Genomic DNA, 17,209 nt, shown 5'->3' on the forward strand with positions numbered 1-17,209 from the left:
GCCGCCCGCCATTATAAGTGCCCGGCCGAGGGCCATGCTTGGTCTAGCTGTTTTCCGAGACCACCGACTCCCCCGCAGGGGCCGGGTTTTCCGCAGGGGTTTTTCGCTCCACCCGCACCCGCTCGATGCCCCGGGGGTCGGCGGTTTCCACGGTGAAGAGGAAGCCGGCGTACTCGAGCTGCTCCCCCACCTCGGGAATCCGCCCGAACTCATCCATCAAAAAGCCCGATAGGGTGTCGTACTCCCCCTCGGGCAGGGCGATGCCGAGTTTTTCGGAGACGTCCTCCAGGGGAATCGCAGCGTCCATGATGAAGACCCCCGGGCCCAGCTCCTGGATGAGGGCCTCCTCTTCCTCGTCGGATTCGTCGTAAATCTCGCCGATGATTTCCTCGATGATGTCCTCTAGCGTGACCAGCCCAGCGGTGCCCTTGAACTCATCCACCACGATGGCCATGTGGGTCTTGCGCCGGCGCATCTCGCGCAAAAGCTCCCGCGCGCCCATGGTCTCGGGCACGAAGTAGGCCGGGTGGCAGATGCTCTTGACCAGGGTGCTATCCAGGGCAGACTCGCTGAACTCGAGCAGGTCGCGGGCATAGGCAATCCCGATGATGTTGTCCACCGTGCCCTGGTAGACCGGCACCCGGGAGTAGCGGTGCTCGCGCACCATCTGGCGGAATTCGCGCAGGGTGGCCTCGGCGGCAATGGTGACCATCTCCACCCGCGGGACCATGATGGAGCGCACCTGGGTCTCCTCCAGGTCCAGGATCTGGCTGATGATCTCGCCCTCGCTCTCGTCCAGCACCCCTTGCTTGGAGGAGGCCTCCACAATGAGCTTGAGCTCCTCGGCCGAGCCCACCATGGAGTGCGAGGGGGCCTCTTTCAGCCCCAAAAGCCGCAGGAAGAAGTTGCCGCTGCGGCTGAAAAGCCAGACCAGGGGGCTGGTGAGCCGTTGGAAGAGGTTGAGGGGCAGGATGGCCAGGCTGGCCACCTGCTCGGTGCGCTGCAGGGCGACGCCCTTGGGGACGAGCTCCCCGAAGAGCACCGTGACAAAGGTGATGAGGGTGACCGAGAGGGCAAAGCTGAAGCTGGATAGAAGGCTGTTGTTTGCCGCCAGGCTGGCCTCGGTCTCGCCAAACAGCAGGGCGATGCCCGAGACGATGAGGCGGGTTACGTAGGGCTCGCCGAAGGCCCCCAGGATTAGGTTGGTGGCGGTGATGCCGAGCTGGGTGGTGGCGATGTAGGTGTCAAGGCGGCCTATGGCCTGTTTGAGGAGCAGGCCCTGCCAGGAGCCGCTTTCGGCTAGCTGTTCAACCCGGCTGCGCCGGATGGCCACTAAGGAGAACTCGGCGGCCACGAAGAACGCGTTGACGAGGATGAGCAAGGCGATGATGCCAAAACTGCCCGGGATGCTTTCCATAGGGTTCGCGTCCGGCCTATCCAAAACGTTTTCGCCCCGGAGAAGCCCAGGGCCGCGCAAAGGCTACGTTTGGAGGGGAGTCCATACGCTACCAGGGGTAGTCTACCACAGCCCAAGCCGCTCCACAAGCGGCGGTAAAAACAGGATAAGCCCGATCAGAGCGGCAATTCCGCTCACCACCAGCACCCCTGCGGCGGCCGCGTCCTTGGCCGCCTTGGCCAGGGGGTGGTAGTGGGGGGAGACCAGGTCCACCAGAGCCTCCAGGGCGGTGTTCAAGAGCTCCAGACCCAGGACCAGGGCCACCAGGATGAGCACCGGCACCAGCCCCACCCCCAGCCAAAGGGCCAGGCCCAGGGCTAGAAGGGCGATGTAGACCTCCAGGCGGAAGTTGCGCTGGTTCTTCCAGGCATAGCGGAGTCCGGCCCAGGCGTAGCTGAAAGAGGCCCTTAGCCCCCGCAGGGGCAGGGGGTCGGTGCCGGGCTTGGGGGGTGGGGGTAGGGTGGGCATGGCCGCCTTAGCCATTGTAAGGCTCGAGGCCAGAGTGTGTTTCGTTGATTAGATTGTTGACAATTTGGACGACCGTTTGGTAAAGTCGGACCACAAAATCACAGCCAAGGAGGTTGGCGATGGGCAAAATTCATCGTAGGCAGGTGATCAAGGCGGGATTGGGGCTTGCGGCTGCGGCGGCGCAGAGCCGTTTTTCTTTTGGCCTGGCCCAGCAGGACCCCATCCGGATTGGGGTGGTGCTCTCGTACTCGGGCCCCTACGCCCGCCTAGGGCAGGAGATTACCCGGGGCATGGAGCTCTACCTGGATAGGGTGGGCTCCCAGGCGGGGGGGCGGCGCATCCAGCTCATCCGCGAGGACGAGGAGGCCGACCCGGCGGTGGCGGTGCGCAAGGTGCGCAAGCTGGTGGAGCAGGATCGGGTCAACCTGCTAACTGGAATTATTCTGTCTTCCTCGGCCTACGGCATCCGCGACTACGTACACGAGCGCCAGATTCCCCTAATCATCGCCAACGCCGCGGCCAACGGCATCACCCGCGAGCGGCGCAGCCCCTACATCTTCCGCACCTCCATCAGCGCCTGGCAGCAGCACTACCCCATGGGCCCCTGGGTGGCCCGCAACGTAGGGAAAAAGGTCTTTTTGCTGGCGCTGGACTACGCCTTCGGCAAGGAGGCCACCGCGGCCTTCAAAGAAGGCTTTTTGCAGGCCGGGGGCGAGGTGGTGGCCGAGCTTTATACTCCTCTGGGCAGCACCGACTACAGCGCGGTCATCTCCCGCATTGCCGCGGCCCGGCCCGAGGCGGTGCACGCGGTGCTCTCGGGCAGCGATGCGGTCATCTTCCTGCGGCAGTTCATCCAGTTTGGCCTTAACCGCACCGTGCAGCTTGCGGTAAGCGGAGAGGTGACCGACGAGAACGTGCTCGAGGCCATTGGCGATGCCGCTTTGGGGGCCAAGAGCGCCGACCACTGGGTCTACACCCTGAGCAACAGCGCCAACCGGGAGTTCGTCCGGGCCTACCGGCAAAAGTACGGGGGCGTGCCCAACCACTTCGCGGTGCGGGGCTACGACGCCATGCAGTTTATTGTGGATGCCATCAACACCGTGCAGGGCGACGTAACCAACCGTCCGCGCCTTTTGCGGGCCCTGGAGAGCGCCAAAATTATTAGCCCCCGCGGCTTCGTGGAGATGGACCCGGAGACCAACAACGCCACCCAGCACGTCTATGCGCGCGAGGTGGCCCGCATCGACGGGGTGCTCACCAACCGCCTGCTGGCCGACTTGGGCATCATCCGCGACCCCGGCAAGTAGCCATGACCCTGCTTCTTCTGACCCAACTCCTCAACAGCCTGGCCTTTGCCATGCTGCTCTTCTTGCTGGCCCTGGGGCTCTCGCTCATTTTTGGGGTGGCCCGGGTGGTCAACCTTGCCCACGGGGCCTTCTACATGCTGGGGGCCTACTTGGGCCTGGCTTTGGGCAGCAGCCTGAACTTCTGGTTGGCCTTGCTGGTGGTGCCGGTCTTGGTGGGTCTACTGGGGGTGGTGGTGGAGCGCTTTTTGCTGCGGGGGTTGCATGGGCGGGAACTCGAGCAGGTGCTCCTGACCATCGGTTTGGGCTTCGTAGTGGCCGATTTGCTCAGGGCCACCTTTGGCGCGGCCATCCGCTCGGTGCCCCCCCCGGAGGTTCTGGCCGGGCCGCTGTTTTTGGGCTCGTTCATCTACCCCAAGTACCCCCTGTTCGTGCTGGGGGTGGGGGTGCTGCTCTTCGTGCTGGTGCGGCTTTTGCTGGCCCGCACCCCCTTTGGCGTGCAGGTGCGGGCGGTAACCGCCGACCCCGGCATGGCCAGCGCTTTGGGCATCAGGCCCGCCCAGGTGAGCCTACTCACCTTTGGCGTGGGCACCGCCCTGGCCGGGCTGGGGGGTGTGGTGGGCGCCCCCATGATTGCCCTGGCCCCGGGGCTCGATGCCCAGATGACCCTCTTTGCCCTCATTGTGGTGGTGATCGGGGGGCTGGGCCGGGTGGAAGGGGCCTTCTGGGGGGCCATTCTGGTGGGGCTGGTGGATGGCTTTGGCCGGCTTTTTCTGCCCCAGGTGGCGATGTTTTTGATTTTCGCCCTGATGGCCCTGGTGCTGGCCTTGAAGCCCGAGGGGCTGCTGGGTAGGAGGTTGGCATGATGGCGGAGTTAAGCCGCACCCGCCAGTTCGGCGCCAGCCCGCGCCGGCTCGCCTTGCGCCTGGGGTTGTTTGGGTTGTGGTTGTTGCCTTTAGCCCTGGGCGGGTACCCCTTGTACCTGGCCACCGAGGCCGCGTTGCTGGCCTTGGCAGCTGTGGCGCTGAGCCTGCTTTTGGGCCACGGGGGGGTGCCCTCGCTGGGCCAGGCAGCCTTTTTGGGCCTGGGGGCCTACGCGGTGGGCCTGGCCCTCAAGGGGGGGCTTCCTCTGGGGCTGGCTTTGGTACTGGCAATCTTGACAGCGGCGCTGTTTGCCCTTCTTACCGGCCTCCTGGTTTTCCGCACCCACGGGATTTTTGTGCTGATGCTGACCCTGGCCTTTGGCCAGATGATTTACTCGGCGGCCCACAAGTGGACCGCGCTCACCGGCGGCGACGACGGGCTGAGCCTCTCGGGGATTAGCTTCAACCCGGTGCTTTTGCACCTGGGGGTGCTGGCCTTTTTGCTGGTGGTGGTTCTGGGGCTTGGGTACCTGCTGCGTACCCCCTATGGCAAGACCCTCGAGGCCATCCGGCAGAATGAGGAGAAGATTCGTTCCTTGGGGGTACCCACCTTCTACTACAAGCTCTCTTTGTACGTGCTCACCGGGGCCCTCACCGGCCTGGCCGGGGCAGGGCTGGCGCTGCACCGCAGCTTTATCAGCCCCCACGACCTCTTCTGGCTCACCTCGGCCACCCTGATGGTGATGGTGCTCCTAGGGGGCAGCAGGGGGCTTTGGGGGGCGGCGTTTGGTGCGCTGCTTTACACCTACGTGCAGTCCTGGGTGAGTTCCTTTACCGACTTGTGGGGGCTTTTTGTGGGGCTGTTGCTGATCTTCACGGTGCTCTTTGCCCGGGAGGGGCTCTGGCCCCTTCTGGAGCGGCGGCTGGGGGGTGAGCGTGGAGGCGCTTAGGGTCGAGGGCGTGCAGCGGGCCTTTGGGGGCCTGCTGGCGCTGGCAGGGGTGAGCCTGGCGGTGGCCCCGGGGGAGCGGCGGGCGGTGATTGGCCCCAATGGGGCCGGCAAGAGCACCCTCTTCAAGGTGGTGGCGGGGGAGCTCAGGCCCACCCGGGGCAGGGTCTACCTGCGCGGGCGGGAGGTGACCGGGGTGCCCCAAGAACGCGTGGCCCGGCTGGGGCTGGGCCGCACTTTCCAGCGCTCCAACGCCTTTCCCGAGCTTTCGGTCTGGGAGAACGTGGCGTTGGCCCACCAGGCGGCCCTGGGGCGAAGCCAGAGCCTGGCCGCCCCGCTGAGCCGGGGGCCGGAGGTGGAGGAGGCTTTGGCCCAGGTGGGGCTTAGCGAGCGGGCCGAGGCAGGGGCCGGGCAGCTTTCGCACGGGGAAAAACGGCAGCTCGAGATTGCTATGGCCCTGGTGCAGAGGCCCGAAATTCTGCTTTTGGACGAGCCTTTGGCCGGCCTTTCCGGGGCCGAGCGGGAGCGGATTGGCTCGCTTATCCTGGGATTGGACCCCCGCATGACGGTGCTTTTGGTGGAGCACGACCTGGACTACGCGCTCAGGTTTGCCCAGCGGGTTACGGTGCTCCACTACGGCGAGGTGGTGGCCGAGGGGGAACCCGAGGCCATCCGGCAAGACCCCAAGGTGCAGGAGATTTACGTGGGCCAGGGCTGGGGGGTGGGCGAGGAGGCCCCAGCCCCCCCGGGCCCGGAGGTGCTCCGCTGCCAGGGGCTTTCGGCCGGGTATGGGCCCATGCGGGTGCTGGAGGAGGTGGGGCTGCAGGTGGCCCAGGGCGAGGTGGTGGCCCTCCTGGGGCGCAACGGCATGGGCAAGACCACCCTGCTTTCGGCCCTGATGGGCCTTTTGCCCCTGCAAGGGGGCGAGGTCTACTTCCAGGGCCAAAGCCTGGGCCGCCTGCCCGCCCACCAGCGGGCGGCCTTGGGGCTGGCCCTGGTGCCCCAGGGGCGGCGGATGTTCGAGGGGCTTTCCGTAGAAGAGGAGCTGCGCATGGCGGCCTGGGGGCAGAAGGGGCGCTGGAGCCTGGAGCGGGTACTGGAGGTGTTTCCGCGGCTGGCCGAGCGGCGCAAAAGCCCCTCCAAAGCGCTTTCCGGCGGCGAGCAACAGATGGTGGCCATCGCCCGGGCCCTTTTGCGCAACCCCAAGCTGGTGTTGATGGACGAGCCTACCGAGGGGCTCTCGCCCCTCATGGTGCGGCAGGTGGCGGAGGTAATCCGCACCCTGAAGGCGGAGGGGGAGACCGTTTTGCTGGCCGAGCAGAACGTGCAGATGGCGCTGGCGGTGGCCGATCGGGTCTACATTCTGGAGCACGGGGCCATCGTGTGGGAAGGCCGGCCGCAGGAGGCCAGCGGGGCGGTGTTGCACCGTTATTTGGGCGTGTGAGGTGAGGGATGGCCAGGGTAAAAGGTGGGGTTTCTTCCCGGCTTAGCCGGATGCTGGAGGAGCTACAGGCAGGCCTCGAGGACGGCCTGGTGCCGGCCTGGATCTTCAACGACCCCGAGCTGTTTGAGCTGGAAAAAGAGAAGATTTTTAGCCGTTCGTGGGTGTATCTGGCCCACGAATCGGAGATTCCCAACCCCGGGGACTACGTGCTGCGCTATGTGCTCGACAACCCCTACATCCTGGTGCGGGGCGAGGACGGGGTGGTGCGGGCTCTGCTCGATATGTGCCGCCACCGGGGGATGCGGGTCTGCCGCGCCGAGCTGGGCAACGCCAGCCACTTCCGCTGCCCCTTCCACGGCTGGACCTACCGCAACGATGGGCGCCTGATTGGGGTGCCGGCCGAGCGCGAGGCCTTTGGCCCCGATTTTGACAAGGGCCAGTGGGGGCTGGTGCCCATCCCACGGCTGGAGAGCTTCGATGGCATGATCTTCGGCAACCTCGACCCCGAGGCCCCAAGCCTCGAGGAGTGGCTGGGGGATATCCGCTGGTACCTGGAGCTGGTGACCAAGCGCAGCCCCATGGGCCTCGAGGTGCTGGGGCCGCCCCAGCGTTGGGTGGTCAACACCGACTGGAAGCTGGCCCTGGAGACCTTCCTGAGCGACAGCTACCACACCCTCATGACCCACCGCTCGCTCATCGAGCTGGGCATCGCCCCCAAGGACGCCAAGTACGCCATGTACGGCGAGCAGGTGCATATTCCCGGTAAAGGCCACGGCAGCATGGTGGTGGGGGCCCCGCCTGGGGCCAAGCTGCCCCCCTTCTGGGGCTACCCTGAGGAGATGCTCGAGCGGGCCCGCACCTCCTACCCCACCCGCGAGCAGTTCGAGACCGCCCGCGAGACCCGCATCCTGCTGGTTACGCTCTTTCCCAACTTCTCCTTCCACAACCCCATCCGCAAGCCCGACCACAAGTACCAGGGCACCGTGCCCATGCTCACCTTCCGGGTCTGGCACCCCTTGGGGCCGGGCCGCATCGAGATTTTCTCCTGGGCCTTGGTTGAAAAAGACGCCCCGGCCTGGTTCAAGGAAAAAACCCGGCTTTCCTACCTGCGCTTCTTCGGTTCTTCGGGCACCTTTGAACAGGACGACACCGAGATCTGGAGCCACGTGGCCCACAACGCCGCCTCCACCCAGGGCCGCCACCTGCGCTTCAACTACCGCATGGGCCTGAACCTGGCCCCCGACCCCAACTGGCCGGGGCCGGGGGTGGCCTACGGGCTCAACTTCACCGACGCCAACATGCGCAACTTCCACCGCCGCTACCTGGAGATGCTCCTTGCATGAGGTGAACCATGGAGAGAACCCAGGCCCTACTCAACTGCCTGTACCAGGAGGCCGAGCTCTTGGACGAGGGGCGCTACCGGGAGTGGCTTGGCCTGCTGGCCGAGGATGTGCGCTACCAGGTGCCGGTGCGGGTCACCAAGGAGCGGGGCCCGGAGGGAGGGGTGAGCGGGGTGATGGAGGGGATGTGCCACCTGGACGAGGACTACACATCCCTCGAGATGCGCGTGGCCCGGCTCGAGACCGGCTTTGCCTGGGCCGAAGACCCCCCCTCCCGCCTGCGCCACTTCGTCACCAACGTGCGCATCGGCGAGCCCAAGCCCACCCCTTTGGGTGAGGAGGCCGAGGTGCGCTCCAACCTGCTCATCTTCAGAAGCCGCTGGGACAGGCCCGACTACACCCTGCTGGCCGCCGAGCGCCGCGACGTGTGGCGGCAGGTGGATGGGGGCTGGCGGCTGGCCCGCCGCACGGTGATTCTGGACAGCGCCACCCTGCCCACCCACAACCTCTCGTTCTTCTTCTAGGGGAGGCTTTGTGTTGACCCTGACCAACGAGTTTACCACCGTCTTGGTGGAAAAAATCCAGACCCGCAACGGCGAACGCCTGCGCATCAGCGCCCCGCGCATGGGCTACAGCGTGGAGCTCGACCCCCTGGAGCTGGAGGCTTTGACCTGGCAGCCGGTGGAGACCTTTTCCCGCCTGCTTTCCACCCCCTTTGGCCCGGACGAGGAAGGGGTGGAGGCCCGGCCCCTTTCCGACCTGATTCTCTTTGGGGGGGAGCATGACTAGGGTGCAGGTGGGCATCGTGGGGGCCGGCCCGGCGGGGCTTCTGCTGGCCTACCTTTTGCGCCGGGCGGGGGTGGCGGCGGTGGTGCTCGAGGCCAGAAGCCGCGCGTACCTGGAGCAAAGCCCCCACCGCATCCGCGCCGGGGTGCTGGAGTGGGGTAGCAAAGAGATTCTGCGCCAGGCGGGGCTCGGTGAGCGGATGCTGGCCCAAGGCCTGGAGCACCGAGGGGTCTATCTGGCCTTCGATGGGGCCCTGCACCGCCTGGATTTTCCCACCCTTACCGAGGGCAGGAGCATCTGGGTCTACGGCCAGCAGTTCGTGGTGCAGGACATGATCCGCAAGCACCTGGAAGAGGGGGGGGAGATCCGCTTCGAGCACGAGGTGGTGGGCCTGGAAGCCGACGCGGAGGGGCTTGCCCTGGTCTACCGAAGCGCGGAGGGCGCCACCGGGCGGCTCATCTGTGATTTTGCGGTGGGGGCCGATGGCTCGCACAGCGGGCTGCGAAGCCAGATTCCGGGGGTGCGGGTGCACCAGAAGCACTACCCCTACGCCTGGCTGGGCATCCTGGCCGAGGCCCCGCCGGCAGCGGAGGAGCTCATCTACGCCAGCCACCCCCGGGGCTTTGCCCTGTTTAGCATGCGCTCGCCCACCCGCTCGAGGAACTACCTGCAGGTGGGGGTGGAAGAGCGACTGGAGGACTGGCCCGAGGAGCGCATCTGGGCGGAGCTGAACCTGCGGCTGGGGGGGGTGGCCCGGGTGGAGCCGGGGCCCCTTTTGGAGAAGAGCCTGACCCCTTTGCGCTCGCTGGTGGTGGAGCCCATGCAGCACGGGCGCTTTTTCCTGGCGGGCGACGCGGCCCACGTGGTGCCCCCTACCGGGGCCAAGGGCATGAACCTGGCCCTATGCGACGCGGTGCTTTTGTGCCGGGCCCTGCTGGCCTACTACCGGCGGGGTGAGGAGGGCCCGCTGCTGCGCTACACCCAGGACGCCCTGCGCCACGTGTGGCAGGCCGAGCTGTTCTCCTACTTCATGACCACCCTACTCCACACCCCCGACGACCCCTTTGAGAACGGCCTGCGTCTGGCCCAGCTTCGCCACCTGGCCGAAAGTCCTCACCTGCAACGTTTTTTGGCCGAGAACTACGTGGGCCTTTACACCAGCGGGCGCTACGCGTTTTGGGAAGAAGGGGTGCCGGCCTAACCCCAGGGGGTGGCCCCTGGGCGTTTGCCGCACGGATTGTTGACAATGTGGTTGACCAATGACTAGCATGCTGGATAGGAGGTTGGTATGTCCGAGGAAGTCCATCCGGGGGTCTGGCCCTACTGCGACCTGGCCCACCTGGCCCACGTGGAGCTCCTGACCCCCAGGCTCGAGCAGAGCCTGCACTTCTTCACCGAGGTGATGGGGCTGATGGTGAGCGAGGCCACCGCCGATTCGGTCTACCTGCGCGGTTGGGACGATTACGAGCACCACACCCTCAAGCTCACCGCCGCCCCCAGGCCTGGCCTGGGCCACTTTGCCTTCCGGGTGCGCAGCCCCGAGGCCCTGGCCAGGCGGGTGCGAAGGCTGGAGCAAAGCGGGCTGGGGAGGGGCTGGGTGGAGGATGAGTGCGGCCACGGCCCGGCCTACCGCTTCACCACCCCGGACGGGCACCTTTTGGAGCTTTACTACGAGACCACCTGGTACACCCCCACCGAGGCCACCCGGCCTGCTCTCAAGAACCAGGCCGCCCGCTTCCCCGGCAAGGGGGCCAATTTGCGCCGGCTCGACCACATCAACCTGCTGGCCTCGGATGTGCGGGCCATGCGGGTTTTTATGGAGGGCTACCTGGGTATGAAGGTGACCGAGCAGATTATCTTCAGCGGGGGCGACGAGCAGGGGGTCTGGCTCACCAGCAACAACAAGACCTACGATGTGGCCATCACCAAGGACCACCTGGGGGCCAAGGGCCGCTTTCACCATTGCACCTACGCGGTGGATAGCCGCGAGGAGGTGCTGCGGGCAGCCGATATCTGCCTGGAGCACGGGGTCAAGATTGAGACCGGGCCCCACAAGCACGCCATCCAGCAGACCTTTTTCCTCTACGTCTACGAGCCTGGGGGCAACCGCTTCGAGGTGGCCTGCCCCGGGGCCCGGCTTCTTCTGGCCCCGGACTGGAAGCCCATCGTGTGGAACGAGGAGGAGCGCAAAAAGGGCCAGGCCTGGGGGCTACAGACGGTGCCCACCTTCCACACCTACGGCACCCCACCCGTAGAGGCCCAGGAGGTCTGAGATGGCGGTGACGGAGCGGCCCACCGAGACCCAGAGTGCCTATCATCTGGTGCGCCGGGCTATTCTGGCCGGGGAGCTTTTACCGGGGCAGCGCCTGGTAGAAAAAGAACTCTCGGAGCGCTTCAAGGTGGGGCGCGCCGCCATTCGCACCGCTCTGGCCCGTTTGGAGCAGGAAGGCCTGGTAGAAAGCGAGCCCTTCCGGGGGGCCTGGGTGCGCACCATTGGCGAGGCGGAGGCGGTGGAGATTCTGGAAGCCCGCGCGGCGCTGGAAGCCCTGGCGGCTTCCCACGCCGCTTGCAAGGCCACCGCCGAGCAGATCGAGGCCCTTTGGGCCATCCACCGCCAGATGGAGGAGCGGCACCGCCAGGGCGACCTGTTGGGCATGTCCGAGCTCAACAGCCTGCTGCACCGCACCATTGTGGAAATCTCCGGCCACCAGACCGCCGCCCGGCTCATCGAGAGCCTCAGAGCCCAGGGGGTGCGGCACCAGTTCCACACCATTTTGGTGCCGGGCCGTCCCCAGCAGTCGTTGCAAGAGCACCGCCGCATCATCGAGGCGGTGGCGGCCCACCAACCCAAGGAGGCTGCCGAGGCGATGAAGCTTCACCTCGAGGGCGTCATCGCAGCCCTCAGGCGTATTGGGAGGAGTACCCTATGAACCCCAGCGAACGCGCCATGGAACTGGTACGTGGCGCCTATGACCTGCACGTGCACATCGAGCCCGATGTGATTCCCCGCCGCACCCATGACCTCGAGCTGGCCCAGCGCTTCCGTGAGCGGGGTCTGGCTGGCTTCGTGCTCAAGTCCCACTATGTCCCCACCGCCGAGCGGGCCGCTCTGGCCCGGCGGGCGGTGCCCGGGGTGGAGGTGTTAGGCAGCCTAACCCTGAACCACGGGGTGGGGGGGCTCAACCCGGTGGCGGTGGAGATTGCCGCCCGCGAGGGGGCCCGCATCGTCTGGCTGCCCACCGTGGACGCGGCCAACGAGGCCCGCGAGGCCCAGGCCTTGCCGCCGGAGAAAAAACCCCTATGGGCCAAGCTGCAAGCGGAGTTCCGGCAGGCTGGGCTGCCCCTCGAGCCCATCGAGGTACTGGACGCCAACGGCCGGGTGCTGCCCGCGCTGCGCCAGGTTTTGAGGGTTATTGCCCGGCACAACTTGGTGTTAGCCACCGGGCACCTGGGCCGCCACGAGATTGGAAGGGTGGTGGAGGCGGCCTTGGAGGAGGGGGTGCGTCACATCGTCATCACCCACCCCGACTACCCCACCCAGGCCCTACCCCTGGCCGAGCAGCGCTGGCTGGCCGAGCAGGGGGCCTACCTCGAGCGCTGCTTGGTGCCGGTTTGGAGCGGCAAAGTGGCCTGGGAGCGGGTCTTCGAGGCAATCCGGGCCACCGGCCCCGAGCAAAACCTGCTCTCCACCGACCTGGGCCAGCCCAAGAACCCCCCGGTGGAGGACGGGCTGGCCCTGTTTGTCGATAAGCTCCTGGAGGCCGGCTTCGGCGAAGACGAGGTGCGCCGGATGGCGGTGACCAACACCGTAAAACTGGCCCAAGGAGGGCGGGCATGAAGCGGATGCTGGTCTTCAGCGCCCACGCCGCCGACTTTGTCTGGAGGGCGGGCGGGGCCATCGCCAGCGTGTGCGCCCAGGGAGGGCAGGCCCGGGTGGTGGCCCTGAGCTACGGCGAACGCGGGGAGTCGGGGGAGCTTTGGAAGGAGCCCGGCCAGACCGTGGAACGGGTCAAGGCCATCCGCCACGCCGAGGCCACCCAGGCCGCCGAAGCCCTAGGGGCCAGCTTCGAGTGCCTGGATCTGGGCGACTACCCCTTGCGGGTGGACGATAAGGCTCTGGAGCGCATGGTGGAGATTATCGTGGAGACCGCACCGGACCTGCTCCTCACCCACGCCGAGAAAGACCCCTTCAACCCCGACCACCCGCTGACCTACCAGGCGGTGGAGAAGGCCCGCCAGCTCGCTACCGGGGCGGGGGTGGCCAGCGCCTTTCGCACTGTGCGGCCCCCGGAGTTTTTGCTCTTTGAGCCCCACCAGCCCGAGCTGTGCGGCTTTGTGCCCACGGTTTTTTTGGACATCACCCCGGTGTGGGAGAAGAAGCTAAAAGCCATGGAGGCCTTCGCCTCGCAGGTTTACCTGCGCCAGTACTACAGCGAGCGGGCCGCCCACCGGGCCAACCACGCCCGCCGCATTGCCGGCTACAAGGACATCGAGCGGGCCGAGGCCTTCCAGCGCATGCTGCCCCAGGTGGTGAGGAGCCTATGAGCCTGAGTCCGGAGGAACTGCAAACCCTGGCCCGGCTGGGGGTGGCCACGGTCTACGAGGCCTCGGGCCGGGAGGGGCTGGTTGACCTGCCCCTTTTGCAAATTGTGCCCGGCAGCCGGGTGGCGGGGCCGGCCCTGACGGTGCTGTGCGCCCAGAACGACAACCTGATGGTGCACGCGGCCATGGCCGCGGTGCGGCCTGGGGAGGTGCTGGTCTTTGCCATGCCCGAGCCCGCGCCGGTGGCGCTGGTGGGCGAGCTTCTTGCTACCCAGGCCAAGGTTCAGGGGGCGGCTGGGATGCTGGTGGACGCCGCGGTGCGCGACGCCGAGGAGCTTGCCCAGATGGGCCTGCCAATCTGGGCGCGCTACGTGCGGGCCCGGGGGGCCGAGCGCAAGGCGCTGGGGCAGATTGGGGGGGGCCTGCAGGTGGGCGGGGTGCTGATTCGCACCGGCGATATTGTGGTGATGGATGCCGATGGGGCGGTGGTGGTGGCGGCCGAGCGGGCCCGGGAAGTGCTCGAGGCGGCCCAGGCCCGCGCCGCGCGCGAGGAGGGGTTGCGCGGGCGCTTTCAGGCCGGGGAACTCTCAATTGACCTCTATGGCCTGCGCGGGCAGGTGGCAGAGGTGCTGGCTCGAGGGGGGCGGTGATGCTGCGTGTGGCGGTGCTGGGTCTGGGGGAGGCCGGCAGCACCATAGCCCACGACCTGGTGCGGGCGGGGGTAGAGGTGGTGGGCTACGACCCCATCCCCGAGAAGACCGTGCCGGGCATCCGGCGGGCTTCCAGCGAGGCCGAGGCCGCCTGTGGGGCCGAGGTAATCCTTAGCGTGAACTGGGCCCGGGTGGCCCTCGAGGTGGCCCACCGGGTGGCCCCGGTGCTTACGCCAGGGCAGGTCTTCGCCGACCTCAACACCGCCGCCCCGGCGCTCAAGCGGGCCCTACAGGGGGTCATAGCCCCCACCGGAGCCCTTCTGGCCGACATTGCCCTGATGAGCCCGGTGCCGGGCAAGGGCCTCAAGACCCCCTCCCTGGCCTCGGGGCCGGGGGCCCTGGCCTACGCCGGGCGGATGGGGCCTTTGGGCGCGGTGGTGGAGGTAGTGGGGGAGGAGCCGGGGGCTGCGGCCACCCGCAAGCTCTTGCGCAGCATCTTCTTCAAGGGGCTTGCGGCAGCGGTGGGCGAAGCCCTGGAGGCTGCGCAAAGGCTTGGGCTCGAGGCCGAGATCCGGGCCAACATTGCCCAGAGCCTGGAGGAGGCCAACGCGGCCCTCATTGACCGCCTGGTAGAGGGCAGCCTGCGCCACGCCAAAAGGCGGCAGGAGGAGATGCTGGCGGCGGCTGCGCTGCTGGAGGAGGTGGGGCTGGAGCCGGTGATGGCCCGGGCTACGGCCCGCTGGCTGGAGCGCTGGCGTTGAGCCGATCCCCCGTATACTTGGGGGCGTGCTGGCTTTCTACCACGCGGCCCGTGTCCGGGGCCTGCGGCCTGCCCTTTTGGAGTCCTTGGGGCCCAGGGCTCCTTTTGCCCGGCTTTCCCTGCTGGGGCTCCGCCCCCAGCACCGCCTCGAGGTCTGGGAGGGCCGGCTTTACCTGGACGGGCGGCGGGTGGGAGAGGCCCTGGACCTCTTCGCCTACCTGGAAAGGGGACTGGGCAGGGGGTTTTTCCCCGCCTGGATGGGGTTTTTCGCCTACGAGTTCGCCCGCCACTTCGGCCTTGACACCCACCCGCCCCTTCCCGGCCTGCCCGAGGCCGCCTTCTTCTACTACCCCGAGGGGTTTGCCCTCCTGGAGGGGCGGCTTGTGGAGCGCCCCTCCCTTTCCCTGAGGCCCCTTCCCTACCTGCCTCCGGCCCTTCCCCGCTACCCTTTGGCCTCCGACTTTCCCCAGGAGGCCTTTTTGGCGGGGGTGCGGGAGGTGCAGGAGCGCATCCGGGCCGGGGTGGTTTACCAGGTGAACCTTTCCCACCGCTTCCGCCTCCAGGGAGGGGTGGACCCCCTCCTCCTCTATGCCCGGCTCCGGGCCCTCAACCCCTCCCCCTTCATGGGCCTTCTGGAGGGGGAGGGCTGGGCGGTGGTCTCGGGGAGCCCGGAAAGGCTTTTCCAGAAGGTGGGGGCCCGCCTCAGGGCCCGGCCCATCGCCGGCACCCGGCCCCGGGGCCGCACCGAGGCCGAGGACCTGGCCCTGGAGGAGGAGCTTCTGGCCTCCCCCAAAGAGCGGGCGGAGCACGCCATGCTGGTGGACCTGGTGCGCAACGACCTGGCCCGGGTGGCCCTGCCGGGCACGGTGCGGGTGCGGGAGCTCTTCACCGTGGAGCGCTACGCCCACGTGATGCACCTGGTCTCCGAGGTGGAGGGGTACACCCGGGCCGGCCTGGGGCAGGTCTTCCAAAGCCTCTTCCCCGGGGGCACCATCACCGGGGCCCCCAAGGGCACGGTGATGGAGGCCATCCGCCACCTGGAGCCCGTGCCCCGGGGGGCCTACACGGGGAGCCTGGGGTACGTTTCGGGAAGGGGGGCGGACTTCAACATCCTCATCCGCTCCTTCCAGCGGGTGGGGGAGGAGGTCCTCTTCTCCGCGGGGGCGGGCATCGTCATCAACTCCCAGCCGGAGGCAGAGTACCAGGAGACCCTCCACAAGGCAGAAAGCCTCCTCCTGGCCCTGGAGCGGGGCCGGCCCGGGCAAAAACCCCTTCCTCCCAAACCCACCGCCGCCTGGAGCCCGCCCCCACCCCCCAGGCGACCCTCGGCCCGGGTCCTCTTCCTGGAAAACCGCGACTCCTTCAGCCACAACCTGGTGGACTACCTGCGGGCCCTGGGGGCGGAGGTAGCGGTGGTGGACCAGGAGGAGGCCCCCGCCTTCCGGGGCTTCACCCACCTGGTGGTGGGCCCCGGCCCCAAGGACCCCTTCACCGCGGGCCGGGTGCTGGAGTGGACCCGGGCCGCCCTCCGGGCGGGGATGCCCTTCCTGGGGGTCTGCATGGGCCACCAGGCCCTGGGGGTGGCCCTGGGGGCGGAGCTCTACCGGGAAAGCCCCGTCCACGGGGAGGCCCACCCCATCCTCCACGCGGGGGAGGGGCTTTTCGCCGGCCTGCCCAACCCCCTGCCCTTTGCCCGCTACCACTCCCTGGCCCTGCGCCGCCTGCCCCCCTCCTTAAGGCTTCTGGCCTGGACGGCGGACGGGGTGCCCATGGCCCTTTGGGACGGGCGGGTGGCCTACGGGGTGCAGTTCCACCCCGAAAGCATCCTCTCCCCCTGGGGGATGGAGCTTCTGGCCAGGTTTTTGGAGGTGGGGCCGTGAAGCGGGTACTGCTCAGGGGAAAGCCCTTTGCCGAGCCCCTTCCCGAGGGCTTCCTCTACCACGGCCAAAGCGTCTTCACCACCCTAAGGGCCGAAGGGGGAAGGCCCCTTTGGCCCGAGGAGCACCTCTTCCGCCTGCGCCGCCATGCGGAGGCCCTGGGGCTTCCCTACCCGGGGGACGAGGCCTTTTGGGAGGACCTGAAGGCCCTCCTGGCCGGCTTCCCCGAGGCGCCCTGCCTGCGCCTGCGCCTCACTGTGGGGGAGGGGGTGTGGCTCTCCGAGGCCCGCCCCTATGCCCCCCCGCCCCAGGCCTTCTACCGGGAGGGGGTCCGGGTGGCCCTCACCCCCTACCGGGTCCACCCCGACCTGGCCCGGTACAAGACGGGGAACTACCTGCCCTACCACCTGGCCCTGCGGGCCGCCCAGGAGCAAGGGGCCTTTGAGGGGCTTCTGCTGGACGCCCAGGGCCACGTGGTGGACGGAAGCCGCACCAGCCCCCTCCTCTACCGGGAGGGGGTTTTGTACCTCCTGGAGGGAGGCCTCGAGGGCATCACCCGGGAGAAGGTGGCGGAGGCGGCCCGGGAGCTGGGCCTCAAGGTGGAGCGGGCCTTTCTCCGCCCCGAAGCCCTATCGGGCACCCTCCTCCTGGCGGGGAGCGGGGTAGGGCTTGTGCCGGTAGGCTCTCCTCCAGAGGAAATCCAGCCCCTCTTGGAGCGCTTTCGCCCCGGGCCATGCCTTGACGCGCGGAGGCCTCCTGCCTAAGATTGAGT

The 17,209-nt window shown here is 67.7% G+C and carries 18 protein-coding genes; 16 read left to right on the forward strand and 2 right to left on the reverse strand.

Annotation, left to right across the window (positions count from 1 at the left end; all coding sequences use genetic code 11):
- Positions 1 to 43: 43 nt before the first annotated feature.
- A complete protein-coding gene (locus DV704_RS09925; RefSeq protein ID WP_114799427.1) occupies positions 44 to 1,417 on the reverse strand; it encodes a hemolysin family protein in 1,374 nt (457 codons plus the stop codon).
- A 102-nt stretch (positions 1,418 to 1,519) separates the two neighbouring features.
- Positions 1,520 to 1,924, reverse strand: a complete 405-nt coding sequence (locus DV704_RS09930) for a diacylglycerol kinase (RefSeq protein ID WP_114799428.1) — start codon at positions 1,922 to 1,924, stop codon at positions 1,520 to 1,522.
- Positions 1,925 to 2,043: 119 nt separating this feature from the next.
- On the opposite strand from DV704_RS09930, the gene DV704_RS09935 reads away from it, so the two are divergent.
- From DV704_RS09935 to DV704_RS10010, 16 genes are all read left to right on the forward strand, one after another.
- Positions 2,044 to 3,231, forward strand: coding sequence for an ABC transporter substrate-binding protein (locus DV704_RS09935; RefSeq protein WP_114799429.1), 1,188 nt, complete (start codon positions 2,044 to 2,046; stop codon positions 3,229 to 3,231).
- 2 nt (positions 3,232 to 3,233) lie between these two features.
- Positions 3,234 to 4,094: a branched-chain amino acid ABC transporter permease gene (locus DV704_RS09940; protein WP_114799430.1), complete on the forward strand. Its 861-nt coding sequence runs from the start codon at positions 3,234 to 3,236 to the stop codon at positions 4,092 to 4,094.
- Positions 4,091 to 5,041: a branched-chain amino acid ABC transporter permease gene (locus DV704_RS09945; protein ID WP_114799431.1), complete on the forward strand. Its 951-nt coding sequence runs from the start codon at positions 4,091 to 4,093 to the stop codon at positions 5,039 to 5,041. The genes DV704_RS09940 and DV704_RS09945 overlap by 4 nt, the downstream gene beginning before the upstream one ends.
- Positions 5,022 to 6,482, forward strand: a complete 1,461-nt coding sequence (locus DV704_RS09950; RefSeq protein WP_114799432.1) for an ATP-binding cassette domain-containing protein — start codon at positions 5,022 to 5,024, stop codon at positions 6,480 to 6,482. Before DV704_RS09945 ends, DV704_RS09950 begins: the two co-directional genes overlap by 20 nt.
- An 8-nt stretch (positions 6,483 to 6,490) precedes the next feature.
- Entirely contained in the window at positions 6,491 to 7,825 is a 1,335-nt protein-coding gene (locus tag DV704_RS09955; RefSeq protein WP_114799433.1) for a Rieske 2Fe-2S domain-containing protein, read from the forward strand.
- A gap of 8 nt (positions 7,826 to 7,833) precedes the next feature.
- Complete coding sequence (locus tag DV704_RS09960) at positions 7,834 to 8,346, forward strand: 3-phenylpropionate/cinnamic acid dioxygenase subunit beta (protein ID WP_114799434.1); 513 nt, start codon at positions 7,834 to 7,836, stop codon at positions 8,344 to 8,346.
- Positions 8,347 to 8,356: 10 nt separating this feature from the next.
- Positions 8,357 to 8,611, forward strand: coding sequence for a dihydrodiol dehydrogenase (locus DV704_RS09965; RefSeq protein WP_114799435.1), 255 nt, complete (start codon positions 8,357 to 8,359; stop codon positions 8,609 to 8,611).
- On the forward strand, positions 8,604 to 9,809 hold the full coding sequence (locus tag DV704_RS09970) for a 4-hydroxybenzoate 3-monooxygenase (protein ID WP_114799436.1): 1,206 nt from the start codon (positions 8,604 to 8,606) through the stop codon (positions 9,807 to 9,809). Before DV704_RS09965 ends, DV704_RS09970 begins: the two co-directional genes overlap by 8 nt.
- Before the next feature lie 87 nt (positions 9,810 to 9,896).
- On the forward strand, positions 9,897 to 10,880 hold the full coding sequence (locus DV704_RS09975; protein WP_114799437.1) for a catechol 2,3-dioxygenase: 984 nt from the start codon (positions 9,897 to 9,899) through the stop codon (positions 10,878 to 10,880).
- Position 10,881: 1 nt separating this feature from the next.
- Entirely contained in the window at positions 10,882 to 11,538 is a 657-nt protein-coding gene (locus tag DV704_RS09980; protein WP_114799438.1) for a GntR family transcriptional regulator, read from the forward strand.
- On the forward strand, positions 11,535 to 12,446 hold the full coding sequence (locus DV704_RS09985; RefSeq protein ID WP_114799439.1) for a DUF6282 family protein: 912 nt from the start codon (positions 11,535 to 11,537) through the stop codon (positions 12,444 to 12,446). Before DV704_RS09980 ends, DV704_RS09985 begins: the two co-directional genes overlap by 4 nt.
- Positions 12,443 to 13,153, forward strand: a complete 711-nt coding sequence (locus tag DV704_RS09990) for a PIG-L deacetylase family protein (RefSeq protein WP_114799440.1) — start codon at positions 12,443 to 12,445, stop codon at positions 13,151 to 13,153. The genes DV704_RS09985 and DV704_RS09990 overlap by 4 nt, the downstream gene beginning before the upstream one ends.
- Entirely contained in the window at positions 13,150 to 13,800 is a 651-nt protein-coding gene (locus DV704_RS09995; protein ID WP_199489976.1) for a 4-carboxy-4-hydroxy-2-oxoadipate aldolase/oxaloacetate decarboxylase, read from the forward strand. The genes DV704_RS09990 and DV704_RS09995 overlap by 4 nt, the downstream gene beginning before the upstream one ends.
- Complete coding sequence (locus DV704_RS10000) at positions 13,797 to 14,561, forward strand: NAD(P)-dependent oxidoreductase (protein ID WP_199489977.1); 765 nt, start codon at positions 13,797 to 13,799, stop codon at positions 14,559 to 14,561. Before DV704_RS09995 ends, DV704_RS10000 begins: the two co-directional genes overlap by 4 nt.
- A gap of 25 nt (positions 14,562 to 14,586) precedes the next feature.
- Complete coding sequence (locus tag DV704_RS10005; RefSeq protein ID WP_233498326.1) at positions 14,587 to 16,440, forward strand: chorismate-binding protein; 1,854 nt, start codon at positions 14,587 to 14,589, stop codon at positions 16,438 to 16,440.
- Positions 16,437 to 17,201 carry an aminotransferase class IV gene (locus DV704_RS10010; RefSeq protein WP_114799443.1) on the forward strand — a complete coding sequence of 255 codons (765 nt, stop codon included), beginning with the start codon at positions 16,437 to 16,439 and terminating at the stop codon, positions 17,199 to 17,201. Before DV704_RS10005 ends, DV704_RS10010 begins: the two co-directional genes overlap by 4 nt.
- Positions 17,202 to 17,209: the final 8 nt, after the last annotated feature.

This window comes from Meiothermus sp. QL-1 (genome assembly GCF_003351145.1).
Taxonomy (GTDB): Bacteria; Deinococcota; Deinococci; order Deinococcales; family Thermaceae; genus Meiothermus.